At 44.5% G+C, this 19,639-nt stretch carries 19 protein-coding genes; 15 read left to right on the top strand and 4 right to left on the bottom strand.

What is annotated here, in order from left to right:
* Window positions 1-315: 315 nt before the first annotated feature.
* The gene (locus tag H580_RS0102480; RefSeq protein ID WP_028593379.1) at window positions 316-792 is read right to left on the bottom strand and encodes a glutathione peroxidase; all 477 of its coding nucleotides are present in this window, start codon (window positions 790-792) and stop codon (window positions 316-318) included.
* A 110-nt stretch (window positions 793-902) separates the two neighbouring features.
* Window positions 903-2,312 carry an MFS transporter gene (locus H580_RS0102475; protein WP_028593378.1) on the bottom strand — a complete coding sequence of 470 codons (1,410 nt, stop codon included), beginning with the start codon at window positions 2,310-2,312 and terminating at the stop codon, window positions 903-905.
* A gap of 316 nt (window positions 2,313-2,628) precedes the next feature.
* Between H580_RS0102475 and H580_RS0102470 the strand changes: the two genes are divergently transcribed.
* From H580_RS0102470 to H580_RS0102445, 6 genes are all read left to right on the top strand, one after another.
* Window positions 2,629-3,108 (top strand): MarR family winged helix-turn-helix transcriptional regulator, encoded by a 480-nt coding sequence (locus H580_RS0102470; protein ID WP_028593377.1) that lies wholly within the window; start codon window positions 2,629-2,631, stop codon window positions 3,106-3,108.
* Window positions 3,109-3,241: 133 nt separating this feature from the next.
* Window positions 3,242-4,030 (top strand): SDR family oxidoreductase, encoded by a 789-nt coding sequence (locus H580_RS0102465; protein WP_028593376.1) that lies wholly within the window; start codon window positions 3,242-3,244, stop codon window positions 4,028-4,030.
* An 84-nt stretch (window positions 4,031-4,114) separates the two neighbouring features.
* The gene (locus H580_RS0102460) at window positions 4,115-6,241 is read left to right on the top strand and encodes a DNA topoisomerase III (protein WP_028593375.1); all 2,127 of its coding nucleotides are present in this window, start codon (window positions 4,115-4,117) and stop codon (window positions 6,239-6,241) included.
* 234 nt (window positions 6,242-6,475) lie between these two features.
* On the top strand, window positions 6,476-7,339 hold the full coding sequence (locus H580_RS0102455) for a polysaccharide deacetylase family protein (RefSeq protein WP_281167945.1): 864 nt from the start codon (window positions 6,476-6,478) through the stop codon (window positions 7,337-7,339).
* A gap of 21 nt (window positions 7,340-7,360) precedes the next feature.
* Window positions 7,361-8,035, top strand: coding sequence for a YkyA family protein (locus H580_RS23110; protein WP_051217170.1), 675 nt, complete (start codon window positions 7,361-7,363; stop codon window positions 8,033-8,035).
* A gap of 192 nt (window positions 8,036-8,227) precedes the next feature.
* The gene (locus tag H580_RS0102445; protein WP_051217169.1) at window positions 8,228-9,760 is read left to right on the top strand and encodes an AbgT family transporter; all 1,533 of its coding nucleotides are present in this window, start codon (window positions 8,228-8,230) and stop codon (window positions 9,758-9,760) included.
* 292 nt (window positions 9,761-10,052) lie between these two features.
* On the opposite strand, the gene H580_RS25730 is transcribed toward H580_RS0102445, so the two are convergent.
* Window positions 10,053-10,262 carry a hypothetical protein gene (locus H580_RS25730; protein ID WP_084508854.1) on the bottom strand — a complete coding sequence of 70 codons (210 nt, stop codon included), beginning with the start codon at window positions 10,260-10,262 and terminating at the stop codon, window positions 10,053-10,055.
* 349 nt (window positions 10,263-10,611) lie between these two features.
* Between H580_RS25730 and H580_RS0102435 the strand changes: the two genes are divergently transcribed.
* The 9 genes from H580_RS0102435 to H580_RS0102395 all read left to right on the top strand — a co-directional run bounded on the left by H580_RS0102435 (window position 10,612) and on the right by H580_RS0102395 (window position 17,954).
* A complete protein-coding gene (locus H580_RS0102435; protein WP_028593371.1) occupies window positions 10,612-10,944 on the top strand; it encodes a TM2 domain-containing protein in 333 nt (110 codons plus the stop codon).
* A gap of 48 nt (window positions 10,945-10,992) precedes the next feature.
* On the top strand, window positions 10,993-11,412 hold the full coding sequence (locus H580_RS25320) for a TM2 domain-containing protein (protein WP_028593370.1): 420 nt from the start codon (window positions 10,993-10,995) through the stop codon (window positions 11,410-11,412).
* 160 nt (window positions 11,413-11,572) lie between these two features.
* Window positions 11,573-11,998, top strand: a complete 426-nt coding sequence (locus H580_RS25315) for an NINE protein (RefSeq protein ID WP_051217168.1) — start codon at window positions 11,573-11,575, stop codon at window positions 11,996-11,998.
* Window positions 11,999-12,172: 174 nt separating this feature from the next.
* Entirely contained in the window at window positions 12,173-13,192 is a 1,020-nt protein-coding gene (locus H580_RS23095) for an ROK family protein (RefSeq protein ID WP_051217167.1), read from the top strand.
* Window positions 13,185-13,844, top strand: a complete 660-nt coding sequence (locus tag H580_RS0102415; protein ID WP_051217166.1) for a bifunctional 4-hydroxy-2-oxoglutarate aldolase/2-dehydro-3-deoxy-phosphogluconate aldolase — start codon at window positions 13,185-13,187, stop codon at window positions 13,842-13,844. Before H580_RS23095 ends, H580_RS0102415 begins: the two co-directional genes overlap by 8 nt.
* A gap of 105 nt (window positions 13,845-13,949) precedes the next feature.
* Window positions 13,950-14,900 (top strand): alpha/beta hydrolase, encoded by a 951-nt coding sequence (locus H580_RS23090; protein ID WP_051217165.1) that lies wholly within the window; start codon window positions 13,950-13,952, stop codon window positions 14,898-14,900.
* A 287-nt stretch (window positions 14,901-15,187) separates the two neighbouring features.
* On the top strand, window positions 15,188-16,090 hold the full coding sequence (locus tag H580_RS23085) for a transglutaminase domain-containing protein (RefSeq protein ID WP_051217164.1): 903 nt from the start codon (window positions 15,188-15,190) through the stop codon (window positions 16,088-16,090).
* A gap of 225 nt (window positions 16,091-16,315) precedes the next feature.
* A complete protein-coding gene (locus H580_RS0102400) occupies window positions 16,316-17,023 on the top strand; it encodes a CPBP family intramembrane glutamic endopeptidase (RefSeq protein WP_028593368.1) in 708 nt (235 codons plus the stop codon).
* An 88-nt stretch (window positions 17,024-17,111) separates the two neighbouring features.
* Window positions 17,112-17,954 carry a DUF4097 family beta strand repeat-containing protein gene (locus H580_RS0102395; RefSeq protein WP_028593367.1) on the top strand — a complete coding sequence of 281 codons (843 nt, stop codon included), beginning with the start codon at window positions 17,112-17,114 and terminating at the stop codon, window positions 17,952-17,954.
* Between the two features lie 116 nt (window positions 17,955-18,070).
* Here the strand turns inward: H580_RS0102395 and H580_RS0102390 are convergent, their stop codons facing one another.
* The gene (locus H580_RS0102390; protein ID WP_028593366.1) at window positions 18,071-19,531 is read right to left on the bottom strand and encodes an amino acid permease; all 1,461 of its coding nucleotides are present in this window, start codon (window positions 19,529-19,531) and stop codon (window positions 18,071-18,073) included.
* Window positions 19,532-19,639 lie beyond the last annotated feature (108 nt).

Here is a 19,639-nt window from a genome sequence, read left to right as displayed (position 1 = left end):
CCTTGGAGGGGCAAATCGCTAACGGGTGCTGTAGAGCCTATTTGGGGTAAATGGACGTATTTTGGACGGTTAAAGGGTGTCACAGCGCTTATTTGCCAACGGGAACAAACTTATTCATCATTATGGCTAAAATAAGCTCAACAACAACCGTTACATGTTCAAAATGGCTTATTTTGCGAAAATAACGTCCGTGGCGCCCCTTAGAGTAAGTTATGCAGGAGGCAGGCTGTAACTATGTCAAGAAAATGTGAAGACCGTGACCTTATTTGGTCACGGTCAATCGCTATGCTAATCGCTATGCTAATCGCTATGCCACTACAATAGCTTCTCGATATGTTGTGCAATAGTAGACGGATTCGTCTGTGGAGCAAAACGGTGAACTACTTTACCTTGGCGATCGACAAGGAACTTGGTAAAGTTCCATTTTACCTCTGAACCAAGCAAGCCTTTCTTCTCCGAAGTAAGATGCTTGAACAATGGTGAAGCGTTATCGCCCTTTACATCTAACTTAGCGAACATAGGGAAGGATACGCCGTAGTTCAATTGGCAGTGCTGAAGTGTTTCCTCAATATTGGCGAACTCTTGATTCGCAAATTGATCACAAGGGAAGCCCAATACTTCGAGTCCTTGTGCATGATACCGTTCGTGGAGCTCTTGTAATTGTTTGAATTGTGGCGTAAAGCCGCATTTGCTGGCTGTATTCACGATTAGCAGTACTTTATCTCGGTAGGCATCAAGCGAAATAGATTCCTCAGAAGCCTTGTTTACTTTAATTTCATACAAGGTCGACATTCGTTTCATCTCCTTATATACAGGCTATACAAGCTGAATCCATTCTAGCATAGACCGATGCTGAACTCGAATAGATGTTTTGGGACTAGCAGCCAATTGTGCTAGAACGTTTATTTCGCTTGCTTACTAATATCGCTCACAACTGCAGATGATGACAACGTCGATGCTGCTCCGAATTGAACACGATAAATTCCCCATACGATTAGCGTGAGCAACACAAGCACAAAGAATATATTGCTATACAGGTAAGCACCTTCATTTGTGACAAATGGATTGATACGAAGCGTAGTAGAACCATTATCGAGTATTTTACCGATCAAGCTCATGGCGATGGCGCCCGAAATAAAATTGAGCATCGAAAACAGTCCCATGCCCACACCCGTTTGCTCCTTGGTTAACGTTCTAGATACTGTATTCGACATAGCGATGCTCATAAACGTTTGTCCTAGATTGCCGAGTATTAAAATAAGTGCAATTGCATAAGGCGACACGCCCACGAATATCGATAACAACATGAAGCACAGCAGCAGCATGAGCGATGCTGTTTTGACTAAGGTGAAGTTGCCATGTTCGTCAGCTAATTTTCCACCTTTACGCCCTAGCATGGCTGCGGCCAGTGCGGCTGGCGTTAGCACGAAGCCGATGCTGCTCGGAGGCAGTTCATTCAAAGCCGTTAAGTATTGAGGCGTAATATAAGTCATACTAAAGCTCATCGCTGTTGCTATAAACGTAAGCAGCAAGCCAACGACATAATTGGGATTACGGAACAGCTCAGGCTGAATAAATGGATTGGTGGCTGTTCGAATTCGGGCAATAAATAGGACCAGCAATACAGCGCCACCCGCGAGCATCAATAGGCTGCTTTGTGTAATCGCAAGTAGAAGGCATGCAACTGTTCCGCTCAAAAGTAGGCCGCCAAGGAAGTCAATGGAGCCTGCTGTGCCTTTCTCATCATCTAAATATTTGCGGAAGAAGGGCAGAGTTAGCAAAGGCAGAAGAGAAAATAGAAATAGCATTCTCCAACTGCCTAGACTCGTAATTAAGCCGGATACAACAGGACCTAAAGCTCCGCCAAGTGCTAGTCCAATCGCGGATGTACCTAGGGCACGACCACGCTTTTCAGGTGCAAAGTAGCGGATCGGAATAATCATCGCAGTAGCTGGCAGAACGGAGGCTCCAGCCGCTTGCAGAATACGTCCAACAATCATCACCCAGAACTCGTTTGCGAGTGCTCCTACAATGGAGCCAACTGCGAAGACAAGAAGACCGTAGGTGAGTAAATCTTTGAGCCGATATTTATCAGCAAGCTTACCAAATACGACAGAGCCGATTGCATAGAGAACCATATAACTTGTCATAATCCAGCTGACCTGAGAAGGAAGTAAGCTAAACTCTGCACCTATAGCTGGGAGTGCGACATTGAACATGGTACCGTTCATCACGGAAAAAATTAAAGTAACAACAAGAATGCGCAGTAATTTATCGGCGTTCGCTGCACCGGTATGTTTTAATTCATGCATAAGGCTTCCCTCCAATCTAAGGATAAGTATTTGCGAACAAATGGTTATATGGAATATAGGAAGGGGGCAATGGCTATTCCATTCCAACATAATCTCTATAATGAGTGACCACATACTGAGTTGCCTCATTAATTTATAATAGTGAGTTTACTCAGTATTTTTCGGATTGTCAATATTGGCAGCTCTAGCACGTATAGAATGGAGAGGAGCTATACCTAAAAAGTATGATATGATGAGGGGGCTCAGTAACTAGCTAATGTATGTTAAAAGGTAAGTAATAGGGAATATGATTTTGAGTTAAGCAGGAGTTGATGTTATGGTCATCTATAAGGATAATCCACCAGCAATAGATGTCATTCATATGTTGATTCGTTCCACCCAATATATGCAACGAGAATTTGATGTACAGTTGGCAGCTGTCGATGTGCCTTTTCAAATCTCAGGTCCTCGGTTGCGACTGTTATCTATCGTGTCCGCAGCAGGAAAAATTCGAATGAATGAATTAGCCTGTCAAATTGGGGTGAAAGCTCGCACGGTCACCGATTTCGTCGATGCGTTGGAAAAAGAAAAACTGCTCGTTCGATTACCGGATCCGACGGATCGGCGAGCAACCTTGCTTCAAACGACGGAATTGGCTGAGCAGCATTTACATGAAGTGCTTGATTCACAAAAGGCCATTGCAGAAAGTCTATTAACGAATTTGACAGAAGAGCAGCGCACACAGTTTTACAAGCTTCTGTTTCAATTAATGGAAAATAAAGATATGTCTCTACCCGATGCCAAAGCTTTTAAATAAAAGATGAGGCGACTTACATCGTCATTCTTCTGCATGAAATTTATCGTCTGGTATGCGGGGGGCGGTAGCAATATTCGTTATAAGGAATAGCACTAGGGATTAGCGTTTATAGGTTATAGGAGGAGTGTTTATTATGGATTTGCACGTAAAGGGGAAAGTTGCGATTGTACTGGCTTCATCGAAAGGGCTTGGCTATGCGGCTGCTGAGGCGTTGGCTGCGGAAGGAGCGCAAGTAACTTTGGTAGGACGCAGCGCAGATAGCTTAGCAGTGGCGGCATCTCGTTTGCAGGAGAAGACGGGTGCAGAAGCGCTAACTGTGGAGGCAGATATTACAAGTGCAGAGTCGATTAAGCGCATTGTACAACTGACCGTAGAGCGTTTCGGAACCGTTGATATTTTGGTAAACAATTGTGGTGGGCCTAAGCCCGGGAAGTTTGATCAACTTAGCGATGAAATGTGGCAGGAAGGCTTTGAACTAACGCTGCTTAGCTATGTGCGTGCGATTCGTGAGGTACTTCCGTACATGCGAAAAAGCGGTTCTGGACGCATTGTAAATATTACTTCCTCCTCCATTAAGCAGCCGATTGAGACGTTGATGTTGTCTTCGACCTTCCGTGTCGGCGTAGTAGGTCTTGCGAAGACTTTAGCGCCGCAGCTGGCGCAAGAGGGTATTTTGATCAACACAGTTGGACCGGGCAGATTTGCAACGGATCGTGTGGAACAATTGGACGAGCTGGTTGCACAGCAGAAGCAGGTCTCTATTGAAGAAATACAGGCGGCGGAAGCGGCTCGTATCCCGATTGGACGTTATGGTTCGCCTGAAGAAATGGGACGTCTGATTGCGTTCCTCGCTTCGCCAGCGAATAGCTATATGACAGGGCAATCTTTGCTTGCAGATGGCGGTACAGTTAACTCGATCTAAAGTGGGTATAACCGAATATTACAATGATGAGCATGAAAATGAACAATAGATATAACAGCAGTAGGGTTTAGAAAGGAAGGAACTATGAAAATTCTCGTATTGGCGGAAAAGCCTTCAGTTGGGCGCGAGATCGCGCGCGTATTGGGCTGCCGTGACAATCATAAGCATTATATAGAAGGTTCAGAGTATATTGTCACGTGGGCGTTAGGTCATCTCGTTGGTCTAGCCGAACCGGAGTTCTACGATAAGAAGTATCAGCAGTGGAAGCTGGAAGATTTGCCGATGATGCCTGACAAGATGCAGTTGACAGTATTACGTGAGTCATCGCATCAGTTCAAGATTGTTCAGCAGTTGATGAAGCGTGCAGATGTGAAGGAATTGATCATCGCAACAGATGCCGCTCGCGAAGGCGAATTGTTGGCACGTTGGATTATGCAAAAGGTAAATTGGCGCAAGCCGTTTCGCCGTTTATGGATTTCATCCCAGACAGATAAGGCGATCAAGGAAGGGTTTAAACGGCTGCGTCCAGGTACAGATTTCGACCGTCTCTATGAATCTGCACGTTGTCGCGCAGAAGCGGATTGGCTCGTTGGTTTAAATGTGACGCGAGCACTGACATGTAAGTTTGAAACGCCATTGTCAGCTGGTCGTGTGCAGACACCTACACTAGGCATCGTTATGCAGCGCGAGAAGGATATCGCTGGCTTCCGCTCGCAGGAATTTGATCAGCTAATTGCCGATATGGGCGGCTATGAAGCGATGTGGCGTGGAGCGAATGGCGATGCACGCGAGTTTGATCTGGATGCTGCGAAGACACGGATGGAGAAGTTGGCGAATGAGCGTGCTGTCGTCACTGATTTGAAGAAGTCGAAGAAGCAAGAGCCGCATCCACTTGCTTATGACTTGACTGAGCTTCAGCGTGATGCGAACCGTCGCTTCGGCTTCTCAGCGAAGCAGACTTCGAACGTGCTGCAGCGACTTTATGAGCAGCACAAAGCGGTTACGTATCCGCGTACAGACAGCCGCCATCTTTCTTCAGATATGACAAGCACGCTCAAGGAGCGATTGGAGTCGATGGCAGCGGGACCTTATGCTGCTTTGGCTAGAACCATAGCTAAGCGCCCTCTGTCAATTACGAAACGTATCGTAGACGATTCCAAGGTGACGGATCATCACGCAATTATTCCTACGGATGAGCCGCTGCGGCTTGCACAGTTCTCTCCAGAGGAGCGCAAGCTGTATGATCTTATCGCACGCCGCTTCCTTGCGTTGTTCTTACCAGCTGCTGAATGGGAGCAAGTTGCGTTGTCCCTTCGTATTGGTGACGAGACGTTCACAGCAAAAGGGCGCACGGCGTTAGAGCAAGGCTGGCGTCAAGCTTACGACAACGATTGGAAGGATGAAGAGGAAGAAGGCCGTTCAGCAGATGCCCGTGAGACAGAGCGTATTCCTCGTCTTAACGTAAATGATGTTGTGAGCGTGAAGCGTTTATACGTGCAGCGTGATCGGACTCGTCCGCCTGCTCGCTATACAGAAGCTTCTATTTTAACGCAGATGGAGAAGCATGGCCTCGGTACGCCTGCCACTCGCGCTGATATTTTAGAGAAGCTCGTGTCTAGCGACACGATTGAGCGTGAGGGTGTGCATTTGAAGCCTACAGGCAAAGGCAAGCAACTGATCGAGCTCGTGTCGTCAGAGTTGAGAACGCCAGAATTGACAGCGAAATGGGAGCGTGAATTGGAGCGCATCGCACGTGGTGAGCGCCGTTCAGGTGACTTCATGCAGCAAATTCGCGAAATGGCGAAGCAGCTTGTACAAGGTGTGAAGGCGAGTGAAGCAGAGTATAAGCCGCATAATGTGTCCCATAGCCACTGTCCGGATTGCGGAACACGTATGTTGGAGCGCAAGTCCAAGCGAGGCAAGACTTTGGTGTGCCCGAACAAAGAATGCGGCTACAAGCGCTCGGCAGATAAACAGTTGTCGAATCGTCGCTGCTCGCGATGCCATAAACGCATGGAGTTGAAGACGGGCAAGGTCGGCAAATTCTTTCAATGTTTGCCGTGCAACGTCATCGAGAAGTTAGACGGTGCAAGTGGCAAAGTGAAGAAGCATGAAGAACGGAAGCTTGTGAAGCAATATTCGAAGCAAGAATCAATTGGTTCAAATCTAGGTGATTTGCTGAAGGCAGCACTAGCCAAACAGGACGAATAAACCTTTTCCAATCATGAATAGCTTTGTCTCTCTCTAGCATACAGGAGGGGCAAAGCTTTTTTTATTGCTCCTCCTTTCTCCCTATAAAACTTCCAAAATTTCCTCGCTATCATTTGCCCAAATCTGAAAAACTTGTAATGATTGTGTAACTTTAGTTTGATAGAATCAAGAAAGTTGATGTCGAAAGTGGTCATATACGGTCATATTAAGTGAGATAAGGAAGTGGAAGTTGTCGTGAGAAATACGAACATGGTGAGGGTAGATTCACGGAGACGCAACCAACGCAAGAAATGGATTCTCCGCATTATTTTACTGGCATTATTAGTTGGGATAGGCTTTGGGGTTTATACGGTTGGCAAACAATTGTGGGCACATGATGGGATATCGACAACCTCTAAGCAAGGTCAGCATGTAGTTACTAGTGTCGCGGCATTTGATACGGTAACGAAAGAGAAGCAATCGCCTACGATGTATAATGGTATGAAGCGCAAAGTCGCTTATTTGACATTCGATGACGGCCCTAATTCACATACTCCAGAAATTCTTCGAATTTTAAAAGAACATAATATTAAAGCGACATTTTTCATGCTAGGCAACAGTATGCAGCAGCATCCTGATCTTATCAAACAGATAGTTGATGAAGGTCATTATCCTGCGCTGCACAGTATGACTCATAACTTTACGAAGTTGTATCGGAGCGGCAGTGCAAACAACTTTATTGAGGAACAGAAGGAAGCACAGCAGTTGGTGAAGGAAGCAACAGGAGTAACGACGAACCTGATTCGTGCGCCATACGGCAGTGCACCGCAAATTAAAGAGCCGTTCCGTGATGATATCGCGGAGGCAGGCTTCAAGATGTGGGATTGGACGTTGGATACATTGGATTGGAATTATGCAAAAAATCCTTCTGGGATGCTGGATGAAGTGAAACGAGGCTTGAAGAAGGATACGGAAGTTATTTTGATGCATGATCGCAAGCAAACGGTTGAGATATTGCCAGAATTGATAGAGTATATTAGTTCGCAAGGCTATGAATTTGAAGTATACGACCCTAATGCTCATTTTGTCGTGAACTTCCATCATGATGAGCGCCTGTAATTGGGTAGGAGGAGATCAAAGTTGAAGTCTTGGAAAAATAAAATTGGCGTATTAGCCATGATAGTCGCGATGGCAATGATGCTAGCAGCGTGCGGAGCTCCTTCAAGTGAGAAGTTGTTCAGTTCTTTTGAGCAGGCAGCCTCTACAGAAAGTGCAGCAGCGGCTGCATTTGAAGAGCTGAAGCAACTAGAGAGTAGAGATCAGAAGCAATACGATACGATCTTGGACAAAGGTGAGCGCAGCAATGTGAACGTACAGACACTGATCACACAGACAATGTCCACGTTGGATCAGCGTCAACAAGCTATGACGAAGGTGAAAGATAAAGTTACAGCTGCTTATGAGCATGTTGCAAAAGCACAGTCCCAAGTGGACAAGCTGGAGCCAGCACAAGGAAAAGAGCAGGCTGCACAAGCATTGACTGCATATACGAAGCGCTATGAGACGGTTCAGCAGTTGGCGGCGCAATATGAGAAGTTGATTACAGCGGAACGTGCGTTGTATGAACAGCTCAAGGCGGAACAGACGAACTTGAAACAGCTGCAGCAAGCTGTACGCGAACGCAACCAGCAGTGGACGCAGGTCAATCAGTTGAAACAGCAATTTAATCAATACTCAGAACAGTTTAATACAAATAAAGATGCTTTTTATAAAGCAGCGGGCATTCAAACGGATAAAGCTAACTCTTCCAAGTAATTAGAAGCTAGAAGAGAATATGCTTTTGAAGGGCGAATGCCCTTCTTTTTTCTATAATAGAAAGAAGTGAGGTAATTTCTTACAAACAAAAAAATACTATTTATTTATAAATTTCTTTCGCATATAATAGAACAAACGAAAAACAGATGTCTACTACTAGTGGACATATAAAAATAAGAGAGGAAAGTGACAATGGGATCTAAAGAACAGCATACAAGAAAAAGTCTATTAATGCGCTCTCTGGATAGCATCGAGAAGGTCGGAAATAAGCTTCCAGACCCTGTTATGCTATTCGCATTGCTATCATTGCTCGTTATGGTCGTTTCCGCTATATTGTCTTCTATTGGATTGAGTGTAGCTGATCCGACGAAGCCGGGCGAGACGCTAACCGTAATGAACCTTCTAAGTAAAGAAGGACTTCAGTACGTATTTGAAAATGCAGTTAAAAACTTTACGAACTTCGCTCCACTAGGCACCGTACTTGTTACAATGCTAGGTATCGGTATTGCTGAGCGTTCTGGCTTGATTACAGCTGCTTTACGTGGTCTTGTTACTTCTGTACCACGTCAACTGATTACAGCTTCACTTGTATTCGGTGGGGTTATGTCCAGTATGGCATCTGATGCAGGATACGTTGTATTGACGCCGCTAGGTGCTGTATTGTTCGCAGGTATGGGTCGTCACCCGCTTGCTGGTCTAGCTGCTGCTTTCGCAGGTGTATCTGGTGGATTCAGTGCTAACTTGTTCCTGACATCGCTTGACCCAATGCTAGGTGAGCTGACACGTATGGCTGTTGAGCCATTCAATGCTGAATATGCAGCAAATCTTAACGTTGCAGGTAACTACTACTTCATGGCTGCATCGGTATTCTTGATTACGATTATCGGTACGTTCGTGACGGATAAGATTGTTGAACCTCGCCTTGGGAAGTATAAAGGTGAAGAGATTGGCGAGCTGCAATATTTGACGAAAGAAGAGAAAAAAGGACTATGGGGAGCATTGGTTGCTCTAATTGTTACGTGCGGACTGTTGGCACTTCTCGTAGTACCGTCGTGGGGACCACTTCGTGGAGATGGAGACATCGTTAAATCACCATTCTTCATGAATCTCGTACCCGTTCTTCTTATCATGTTCCTTGTTCCGGGTGTCGTTTACGGAAAAATGACGAAGTCGATTCGCACGAGCAAAGATGTTTCCAGCATGCTAGGTGACACGATGTCCAGTATGGGAAGTTACATCGTGCTTGCATTCTTTGCAGGTCAATTCGTAGCATACTTTACACAGACGAATCTTGGTAAGATTCTTGCTATTAAAGGGGCAGAGCTATTACAAAGCTCCGGTATTACAGGTATTCCGTTAATTTTGATCTTTATATTAATTTGTGGATTTATTAACTTGTTTATTGGATCGGCTTCGGCAAAATGGGCGATTATGGCGCCTGTATTCGTTCCAATTATGATGCAATTTGGATATACACCAGAGTTTACACAGCTCGTATATCGTATTGCTGATTCGACAACAAACATTATTTCTCCACTATTGCCGTACTTCGCAGTTATTATTGCATTCGCTCAAAAGTACGACAAAAAAGTGGGTATCGGTACGCTTATCTCTACGATGATTCCATACTCGATTGCATTCTCAATTGGTTGGGTAATTATGCTCTTCCTCTGGATGTTCTCTGGTATCGATATTGGCCCAGGTACTGGCGTTTACATGAAGTAATAAATAAGCTAGTTTTGAGAACTGCTTCTCAGCTTGATGCTGGGAGGCAGTTTTTTTATATCTGATTTTAAAAAGAAAAATGCTGTCTCAGCAGAAGCGGAATGCATGTGCGCAGTTGGCCTACAAGTTAGTTAATCCTCTATTAAGGCTAGGGTAAAATATTAAAATATGTAACTAGAATAAGACAAGCAGACCTGCACGGAGGTCTGCTTGTTTACGTTGCACCACTAAGGTGAGATAACCATCAATGAATACGAGCCTGCGTTACAAGTTTCGGAGCGCATTGGTCCGTTTACTGCCACGTCTTGGCGACGAAGTCAGCCACGATGAGAAAGACAATGTAGGAAACAAGCGCGGTGGTAATATAAATAATGCCTTGTTTGACACGCTGCTGGAAAAAGCGAACGATGCCAAGGCTAACAAGCGGGCACACAATTAATAGGAAAAACAAGACGGTTACAAATAACTGCGGACTTATCGTACTAATATCGACGTAGGTCAACGTAAATCACCTCATCATATGAATGGAATATGAATATTTATAAGCGAATGGAAAACGACAGATTACGAATGAACTCGTAAAAATAAAGAACACAACTGTTATTATATATCGATTTAACAACCAAAGTCTTCCTTTTTCTATGTGCATTTTCGTCAATTTTTCATCAATTTGCTTATAAAGAGAGAGAAAAATCATGGGATTAAAAATGGTGTTGAAAAGGCAAAAATAAATAACCAATAATTAGTTGCTTAGGTAATTATTTAATGCCAAAATTGTCGAATCTAGTCTATAATAAATCCAGTTCTAAGGGGAAATAGAAAATTTATGAGAAAAGGGAGAGACTTTAGTCGTGCAAAATGTCATTCTAAAGAAAGAATTATCAATGGACGAGTTGGTCATCGTTTCATCTGAAATGGAAAGATCGAAGAAGTCTAAAGCATTAGCCTATGTGCTTTTGATCTTTTTAGGCACACTTGGTGTTCATCGTTTCTATTTGGGCCACATCGGTATGGGGATTTTGAATATTGTCGTATTTGTATTTAGCTTATTACTGCTAGGCCTGCCTTACATGATTCTTTGGGTTATTGAATTGATTCTTCTTAGTGGAGCAGTTGATAAAATAAATACTAGAAAAGAAATGGAGCTTATTCATAATATTAAAATGCTCCGCAATCGCTACTAGTTTATGAACAGCGATCTGCTATTTACGTATAATTTGAGTACTGATCAAATGATCGCTTTTCAGCATGAATATGAGAAAAGAGCTAAGTCTAAAATGCATGCAGTCATTTTTTGGTTGTTCTTGGGCCCGTTTGGTGCGCATCGATTTTACTTAGGAGAAAAGGCAGCGGGCATATTACTGCTATTCACAGGTTTATGCTTTTACATCGTGCTACCGATCTCATTGTTTGTCTTTGCTGTAAATACATTTGATCCCGTAAATCCTGGAATAGATCCTAATGTATTGCTCATTCTATTTCTACTCATTATATTTATTGGCCTTATATGGTGGGTCATTGAAGGATTTCTCATTTCAGGCAAGGTAGATCGTCTAAATGAGAAGCTTGAGATGGATATTATGCGTCGAATTGTACCGTCCAAAGTGAATGCAAACACGTCTAAGGCATATCAGCGAAGTCCTTTGCGATAAACGATAACCTAATTATTCTGCCACGTTAACGTGCAGATGGCTAAGTTATCGTAAACCTCAGCATGGATTATACATAACGGAGAGCAGTTTAGTGAGGGGGGTCAACCATGACTCCCTTTTTCACTTATTAAGGGTGAATTGATGTGAGGAGGATAATCCAATGAAAATACTTGAATGGCAGCAGCAGTTAAAGTCAGATCAGTTAATCATTTTTATGCAGGAATATAACAATCGTCGTAAGTCTTTGAAAATAGCGATATTGTTGTGGTTTTTTATGGGGGTTTACGGAGGCCATCGTTTCTATTTGGGTCAGCCTAAAAAAGCAGTGCTGCTGCTTCTTAGTTCGATCATTTTGTATATTGTCCCATTGTGGTATATCACGGACTTTTCAATCGGTTTTGAATCGAATGACTACAGTTGGAGTGACGACGAACAAGAAGCAACGAATCGAGTACTGCTCATGGTAGGAGGACTTGTTTGTATCCTCATTATTTGGATCGTGGAAGGTATCCGTTTGAAGAAAAAAGTTGCTTCCATAAATGCGGTAATCGAGCAAGAGGTCATGGATATTATAAAGCGTATATAGTATACGTGTCTGTTCATCCTGTTAATTTGTATACAAATAAGAACTATTTCTAGGTGTTGTTCGCAGCTTTCGTTGCTATTTGAGATCATTCTCTTCATTGATAGATTGCTGGTGGTATAATAAGGAATAAGTTGGAGACCACATAAAACTTGGGATAATCGAGGGGGAGCTATCGTGCGTTATATGGTTGGTATTGATTTAGGTGGTACGAACATCGTTTGCGGATTGGTGAATGAGCAATATGAGCTTATTGATAAAGTGAAGCGACCGACCGAAACCGAGCTTGGGGAAGAGCATGTATTGCAGAAGATGGCTTCGATGGTTGAGGAACTGCTAGTTAAGAACGGAATTGAGCGAAGCAGTTTGATTGCGGTAGGAGCGGGTTGCCCTGGATTCATTGATCCCATTCGCGGTATTACTTTATTTGCAGCTAATTTGAAGTGGACAGACGTGGAAGTATCCAAGCGACTAGGGGAGCTTGTGGGTGTTCCTGTATTTATAGATAACGATGTTCGCATGTACGTGTATGGAGAGGCAATGAGCGGTGCTGGTCGTGATGGCACAGTGGTTCTAGGTGTTACCATCGGTACGGGCATGTCTGCCGCAACAGTTGCGAACGGAGAATTGTATTATGGCAATCGATTTATGGCTGGTGAAATTGGGCATGTCGCCATGGATGGGGAGACTACTCCATGCGGCTGTGGGTTAATCGGTTGTGTGGAAACTGTCGTGTCTGCTACTGGCTTAGTTCGGCAAGCTAGAGAAGCGTTGGAGGCAGGTCGAAGCAGCATACTGCGCGAAGCTTATGAAGCTGGCAGCTTGACGGCAGCACTCATATCGGATGCATACGATCAAGGAGATGAACTTGCCGTATCTATTATGCAGCATACGGGTACCGTGTTAGGCAAAGCATTGGCGTATGCGATTACCGCTTACAGCCCGGATGTTCTCGTTATTGGCGGTGGTGGTTCTTTGGCAGGGGAGCGATTGTTTGTGCCTGTTCGCGAAACGTTGAAGCGTCATGTATATCATGGTTACTTGGAGCAGTTAGACATTCGTCAAGGTGAATTGATCGATGATGGTGGTGTCATTGGGAGTGCAGCCTTCGCGCGCACAAGATGGAGCCAACTAACCGCTGCTTCATCACAAGCTTCTGCCTCTAATTCAGCGTCCGTACGTGATTGCCATGTCTAAGGCTGTTCCTCATTTACATAATGCTGCGACAGCTGAATTGCTGCAACAGCGCATCGTTGCAATATTCCGCGGTTATACGGGAGAAGCAGCTGATGAGGCGGCTGCTGCTTTAATTCGAGGTGGCATTACATTGTTGGAAGTGACGATGAATACAGACGGGGCTGCGGCTATCGTATCCAGATGGCGTGAACGCTTCGGGGGGCATGTATTTATCGGCGCTGGAACGGTTATAGATGAAGAAACAGCGCGGGAAGCATTGGATAGTGGTGCGCAATTTTTAATTACGCCGAACTTGGATGAGAAAGTGATTGAACTAGCCCATAGTCGAGGAATTGACGTATGGCCAGGCGTACTGACTCCAACTGAAATGGTGCGTGCATGGAAAGCAGGGGCTCCAGTGTTAAAGCTGTTCCCGCTTGGCAGCCTCGGTTCAGAGTATATACGTGAAGTACGCGGCCCTCTCGGGCATATACCGCTTATGGCGACAGGTGGTATTAATCTGCATAATGTACAGCAATATTGGACGGCAGGAGCGTCGGCATTTGGGCTTGGTTCTAAGCTCGTTCGCGGTGACCTTATTCGAGCAGCAGCCTGGCAGCAGCTAGAGGAGCATGCGTCTGAATGGGTGAATACGGTTCGTCATTTAACGTAGTTGAGGAAGATGTGAAAAATAAAATGGGTTTGTTCACTAGATTATGTATAGTTGCAACCAAGCTGCCCTTGCTGTGAAATATAATCGAAAGAAGGCTAGGTAGTTATGCCGTTCATTAGCTTGTTTATCATGGCAGTCGTCTTATTACTCCTTCTCTTTCTAATGGTCATTTGGCGCTTGTCTGTCAAAAGCCAATCGCCACGAAGAATGCCAATTGAGGTACAGCCAACAGGAGAGTATGAATCGATTGAATTTCAGGGCAGCGCATGGGTAAGAGGCTGGCTGCTCTGGCCGACCAATGGGCAGCAAGAGCTTCGTAACCAACCTCTGCCTGTCATTATTATTTCTCATGGCTGGGCTTCCAATCGTGCTCGAGTGCTGCGTTATGTGGAGCCCTTTCGAGCGGCAGGTTATGCCGTCATAGTCTATGATGTCACAAGTCATGGGGAAAGCGATGCAGTGAAGGCACCATCTGCGCTGCTGTTTCGTGATGATTTGCTGGCGGCGGTTCGCTATGCTCATAGCCGTCCAGAGCTTGATGCTGCACGAATAGGCATCCTTGGTCATTCACTAGGAGGTTTTGGTGCCATGCTGGCACTGGATGAAGGACTAGAGGTACAAGCGATTGTAACTGATTCGATGCCGGCCAATCCATTTACGATGATCACTGCTGAATTGAAGCGCAGAGGACTGCCTATTTTTCCATTGGCACAACTTGTGCCGCGCATTTGGCTGCTACGATCCCGAATTCATAGAGCAGACTTCGATGCTATTAATATTCGCGAGACGATCCTTCGCAATGAACGACGTGGTACAGGAAGAGTCCCAATATATATGATTCATTCCATGGGCGATACGTTTATTCCACCGTCCGAATTGCAAGGGATTGTAACAAACCTACCTTGTGAATTGCCTCATTTGTTCGTCCATACGAATGGTCATAGCTGCTCTGAACAGGATCCGGCATTTTGGGAGGCTGTCCTGCCTTTTCTCAATCAGCATGTAAAGCAAGCAGCAGTTTCTCCACATCATTCCAATAAATGTACGTCTTCGTAAGCACGAGTGTGCCTGCGAGGACGTTTTTTTTGTAGAATCGGCTTAATTTTCAGTCATTGCTCTCTGTTATTCGCCCTCTTTATAGACCATCAAGCTGCTAATCTTGCTTCGTGTTGTGCATAAGGGCTCCGATACGCTCAACGTATGAAAGACGTTGTCGAGTACTGCAAGATGGGGGAATTGTGAGTGACCAGCGGGCACTCCATAACGTGACAGTCTTCTTATACACACTGTGCTAAGCTATGGATCATCCTATGATAAGGCTTGCCATATGTGGAGGTGGCTTGATGAATCAAGAGGAAGAGAAGGCTTGTCCATTTGTTTGTTCGAGTAGAAAACAGCGGGTGTTGAAGCATCGGGCGGTTCATCGCTCACAGTGGGTACATCGAAGTATGCGTATGATGATAGCTACACTTATTTTCGTATTGATGTGGAGCAGTTGTATATCGTGGCCGCATGTTGAAGCGGAGTCTTCATCCGTGAACCTATCTGATGAGCACATGATGGAGAGTTGGATTGCAGAACGATTGGCGCAGCGGAATACGATGATTCAATTTAAGTATGAGGGATCGGTTGATCAATTCAGTCAGATACTTACCGAGGTATTGAACGATGCTTTATATTCGAATCCGTTTATTCGTTATAACGTTAGCCGCTACACCTTTCACTGGAAATCGTTTGGAAAAGGAGCATTAGTATCCGTCTATGTTCAATATCGAGAAACGTACGAGCAGTATCAACAGGTTCGTCAATATGCGAAAGAGCAAGTGAAACGGCTCGTTACACCTGACATGAGTGAGGAGCAAAAAGTGAAAACGCTGCATGACTTTGTTGTGAGTCAGCTTGCTTATGATGCGACGATGACGAGGTTCACGGCCTATGAGGCAATTACGGTAGGAAGTACCGTCTGTCAAGGTTATGCTTTGTTATTGCAAGCGTTGTATGAGGATGCAGGGATAACGAGCCGTGTCGTTGAAGGCAATGCGGGTGGGCAACTGCATGCATGGAATATGGTTCAGCTTGATGGACAATGGTATCATGTGGATGCTACATGGAATGATCCGCTGCCAGACAAACGCAATCGTATTTTGCATACGTATTACTTGCTCAGTGATGAGGAAATTGGGCGTGATCATACATGGGACCGTGCAAAGTTTCCACAGGCAACGCTATCGCATAAGCAGGATTAAGGCGTGACCATTGACTGCTTAACCAACCATATACTTGTTACAAACGCTACCTTCTTTTTACTTGAAGAAAAGTAGGAGTATGGCTCGTTGTCTCTTTGGAGGTAGCGGGCTATTTTTGTTTGCTAAAAACTGGAGCAGAAATCATTACAAAAAAAGTGCTTGCAGGTGACGTTACGTCACCCAATATAGTGAATGTAAATCACTTAAGACAAAGGAGTAAGGAACATGAAGAGCGGCGTAATGAATGGGAAGACACAGGATAACTGGACATGGAAAGAGTTAGCAGCACTGCTTTTGCTAGAGTTTGGCTTCATTATTGGGGTTATCAAATTTGTAGTAGCACCTATGTACACAAAGTGGCTCGGAAATGAATTATATTCGGGGACATTGATGGGGCTTACCATTGCCATTGTTCTACTACTAGGGGTGTACTTTATCGCTCTTCGCCCACAAAAGCTTTCTTGGCGTGAAGTAGGCTTGCGCTCATTTCCAGCAAAGGACTGGTGGCGAATTGTTGGCTGGACGCTGTTGTATTTAGTTGGGAGTGTAGTCATTATGGAACTGACTGTACATCTAGTAGGGAATTCCTATGATAATCGTAAAACAGAGGCGATGCAGCAAAATGTAACGCTACTCGCTGTTTCAATTTCATTTATAGCAGCAGCTATTATTTCACCGATCTATGAGGAAATTTTTTATCGAGGGTTCTTATATCGTTGGTTACGCAATCGTCTTGGTATCGGTTGGGGAATCTTTCTAAGTTCGCTCATTTTTACAATTGTCCATATTCCCACGTATAATGCGATGCCGGTCAACTTCTTGTGTGGTGTTGTTACTGCGTGGGCGTACGAGCGAACCGATTCGATATGGCCAGCAGTTATTATTCATGGCGCTGTAAATGCGATTGCAGTGCTGCTGACATCACTTAGCTAATTAAAATGATGATCTAGATTCAAATATTGAAGGGGAAAACTTGGAAGTTGCGTCGAATAGGAAATAGATAAAACAATATGGGGTGGATATGTTGAACAGACGGCGTAAGTCACGGATAAAAACCATTAGCTATGCGTTGGCAACGGCAGCTCTGATGACGATTGCATCAGGTTGTACAGACAAGATCATTGAAGAACAACAAACGGCGCAAATCGAAGCAGGGGTTATTAAGAAGCTCCGGGTTAGCAATCCGTCGGGTGATCTTACGATAGTTGGCAGCGATCAAGCCGATAAAATAGAAGCGGTAGCAAAGATTAAACGTACGGAAAATGTACCAAGTGAAGAGTTTAAGATGGCGTTTACCGAGCGTGGAGAGGAAGCGGAGTTCGTTAATTCCTTGTCATCATCTTCATTTGGTATAAATGTATTACACCAAATGGATATTACGCTAACAGTGCCACGGAATATGGAGTTGGACATTGTCGATGAGTCAGGTAATATTACCGTTTCTGGAATTACTGGACCTGTCGTGATCAATGACCAATCTGGAGATATGGAACTCAAAGACATAGAAGGCGAAGTTCAAGTTACCGATGAATCAGGTGAGATTAAGTTCGAAAAGGTGAAGGGCAATATCACACTCATAGATGATTCTGGAAATATTGAACTTGCGAATAATCAAGGAAATGTGAATATCGAGGATTCGTCAGGCGAGATTGATATATCGAATCATAGTGGAATGATAGTGGTTGTCGATGATAGCGGCAATGTAAAGATTGATCAGGTAAAAGGCAATGTTACGGTAGAGGATGAAAGCGGAGACTTGCGTATTGAACAAATTGAAGGTGATGTTCGTATCGAGTCTGATTCGTCCGGAAATGTGACTATTGAGCGAGTGTCAGGAACGGTCCATAACAATAGTAAAAAATAAATCGAGCCCGCATCTACTGTCGGTGACAGAGAGCGGGCTCTTTCTTATTCGGCCTTACGGCGTATATGATGCAGAATTAGCGTTTGAATCAGCTGTCATTAGCTATCAGCTAACTGTTATTCTGGGCTATCCAGCTGACATTGATCCAATGGAATAACTTTTGTTTTAAATTTGATTTTGTAGCCCAGCCATACCGTAAGGAATAACGGAAGCCCGATATAAGGCATCGCGATATCCAGCCAATGATAGTCTCCAGCGACAAGAATCGGTAGACTTTGTCCGATGACAACGACTAGACACAGCGCAAATGCGAACAATGGACCGAATGGGAACCAGCGTGCGCGATAAGCGAGATCTTCCAACTTGCGTCCTTGACTCACATAAGCACGGCGGAAGCGATAATGACTGATTGCGATACCGAGCCAAGCGATAAAGCCGCACATACCAGACGCAGACAATAGCCAGAAGTAAACAGCACCGTCTCCGAAGAAAGAAGCTAGGAAAGCGAGCATACCGATGGAAGCTGTTAGCAAAATCGCATTTACAGGAACACCGCGTTTACTAAGCTTGCCAAGGAAGCGTGGTGCCTTTCCTTCTTGTGCCAATACGTATACGATACGAGCGGACGCGTACATGCCAGAGTTACCAGCGGACAATACGGATGTAAGAATAACCGCGTTCATGACAGAAGCTGCAAATGCAATGCCTGCTTTTTCAAACACCAAGGTGAATGGACTCACACTAATATCCGTAACATCACCCATTAGTAGACGCGGATCTGTGTATGGAATAAGCATCGCGATTACGAAAATCGCCAAAATATAGAACAACAAGATGCGCCAGAAAATTTGACGAATTGCTTTTGGTACACTTTCACGTGGATTATCAGTCTCACCAGCTGCTATACCGACAAGCTCTGTTCCTTGGAAGGAGTACCCTGCTGCCATAAATACGCCAAGTATCGCAAGTAGGCCGCCATGGAATGGTGCGTCTCCAGTAGTAAAGGTATCGAATCCGATAAATCCTGTACGCTCACCGCCCATAATGCCAAAAATCATAAGTAGGCCGACCACTAGGAAAATAAGTACAGTACCGATCTTGATCATAGAGAACCAGTATTCCGACTCTCCGTAGCCTTTAACGGATAATAAATTTAACCCGACAATAATGCCAAGGAACAAGAAGCTCCATAAGAACGAATTCGAATCTGGGAACCAATACTTAATAATTAATGTAGCTGCTACTAGTTCAGACGCGATTGTAATTGCCCAGTTGAACCAGAAGTTCCAGCCAAGTGCGAAGCCAAGCGCTGGATCGACAAAGCGAGAAGCATAGGTGCTGAATGAGCCTGATTCTGGCATATACGTAGCGAGCTCACCGAGACTCGTCATTAGGAAGTAAACCATAATGCCTACAGCAGTGAAAGCGAGCAGTGCGCCACCAGGTCCTGCTTGTGCGATTGCGCCACCGCTTGCAAGGAATAATCCTGTACCGATTGAACCGCCTAGTGCGATCATCGTTAAATGTCTTGTTTTTAAATGCCGTTGCAATTTCTGATTACTATTTGTGTTACTCATAATGTTCGGCACACTCCTTAGATGTTAGGTAATAGTATGACCGAAAAGGTGCAAGTTGCCTCCGAAAATATAAAAAAGCCGTCTAAGCGATAATCGCTAGGACGGCTC

The organism is Paenibacillus assamensis DSM 18201, from assembly GCF_000422445.1.
GTDB lineage: Bacteria > Bacillota > Bacilli > Paenibacillales > Paenibacillaceae > Paenibacillus_B > Paenibacillus_B assamensis.
This window is presented reverse-complemented; position numbering and strand designations above follow the sequence as displayed.

What these genes read in the sequence shown, in the direction of transcription:
- H580_RS0102395 (WP_028593367.1), top strand. Translation starts at nt 17,112, where the DNA reads ATGTTGAACAGACGGCGTAAGTCACGGATAAAAACCATTAGCTATGCG.
- H580_RS0102460 (WP_028593375.1), top strand. Translation starts at nt 4,115, where the DNA reads ATGAAAATTCTCGTATTGGCGGAAAAGCCTTCAGTTGGGCGCGAGATC.
- H580_RS0102475 (WP_028593378.1), bottom strand. Translation starts at nt 2,312, where the DNA reads ATGCATGAATTAAAACATACCGGTGCAGCGAACGCCGATAAATTACTG.
- H580_RS0102400 (WP_028593368.1), top strand. Translation starts at nt 16,316, where the DNA reads ATGAAGAGCGGCGTAATGAATGGGAAGACACAGGATAACTGGACATGG.
- H580_RS25320 (WP_028593370.1), top strand. Translation starts at nt 10,993, where the DNA reads ATGATCGCTTTTCAGCATGAATATGAGAAAAGAGCTAAGTCTAAAATG.
- H580_RS0102445 (WP_051217169.1), top strand. Translation starts at nt 8,228, where the DNA reads ATGGGATCTAAAGAACAGCATACAAGAAAAAGTCTATTAATGCGCTCT.
- H580_RS0102465 (WP_028593376.1), top strand. Translation starts at nt 3,242, where the DNA reads ATGGATTTGCACGTAAAGGGGAAAGTTGCGATTGTACTGGCTTCATCG.
- H580_RS23085 (WP_051217164.1), top strand. Translation starts at nt 15,188, where the DNA reads ATGAATCAAGAGGAAGAGAAGGCTTGTCCATTTGTTTGTTCGAGTAGA.
- H580_RS23090 (WP_051217165.1), top strand. Translation starts at nt 13,950, where the DNA reads ATGCCGTTCATTAGCTTGTTTATCATGGCAGTCGTCTTATTACTCCTT.
- H580_RS0102470 (WP_028593377.1), top strand. Translation starts at nt 2,629, where the DNA reads ATGGTCATCTATAAGGATAATCCACCAGCAATAGATGTCATTCATATG.
- H580_RS25315 (WP_051217168.1), top strand. Translation starts at nt 11,573, where the DNA reads ATGAAAATACTTGAATGGCAGCAGCAGTTAAAGTCAGATCAGTTAATC.
- H580_RS0102390 (WP_028593366.1), bottom strand. Translation starts at nt 19,531, where the DNA reads ATGAGTAACACAAATAGTAATCAGAAATTGCAACGGCATTTAAAAACA.
- H580_RS0102480 (WP_028593379.1), bottom strand. Translation starts at nt 792, where the DNA reads ATGTCGACCTTGTATGAAATTAAAGTAAACAAGGCTTCTGAGGAATCT.
- H580_RS0102415 (WP_051217166.1), top strand. Translation starts at nt 13,185, where the DNA reads ATGTCTAAGGCTGTTCCTCATTTACATAATGCTGCGACAGCTGAATTG.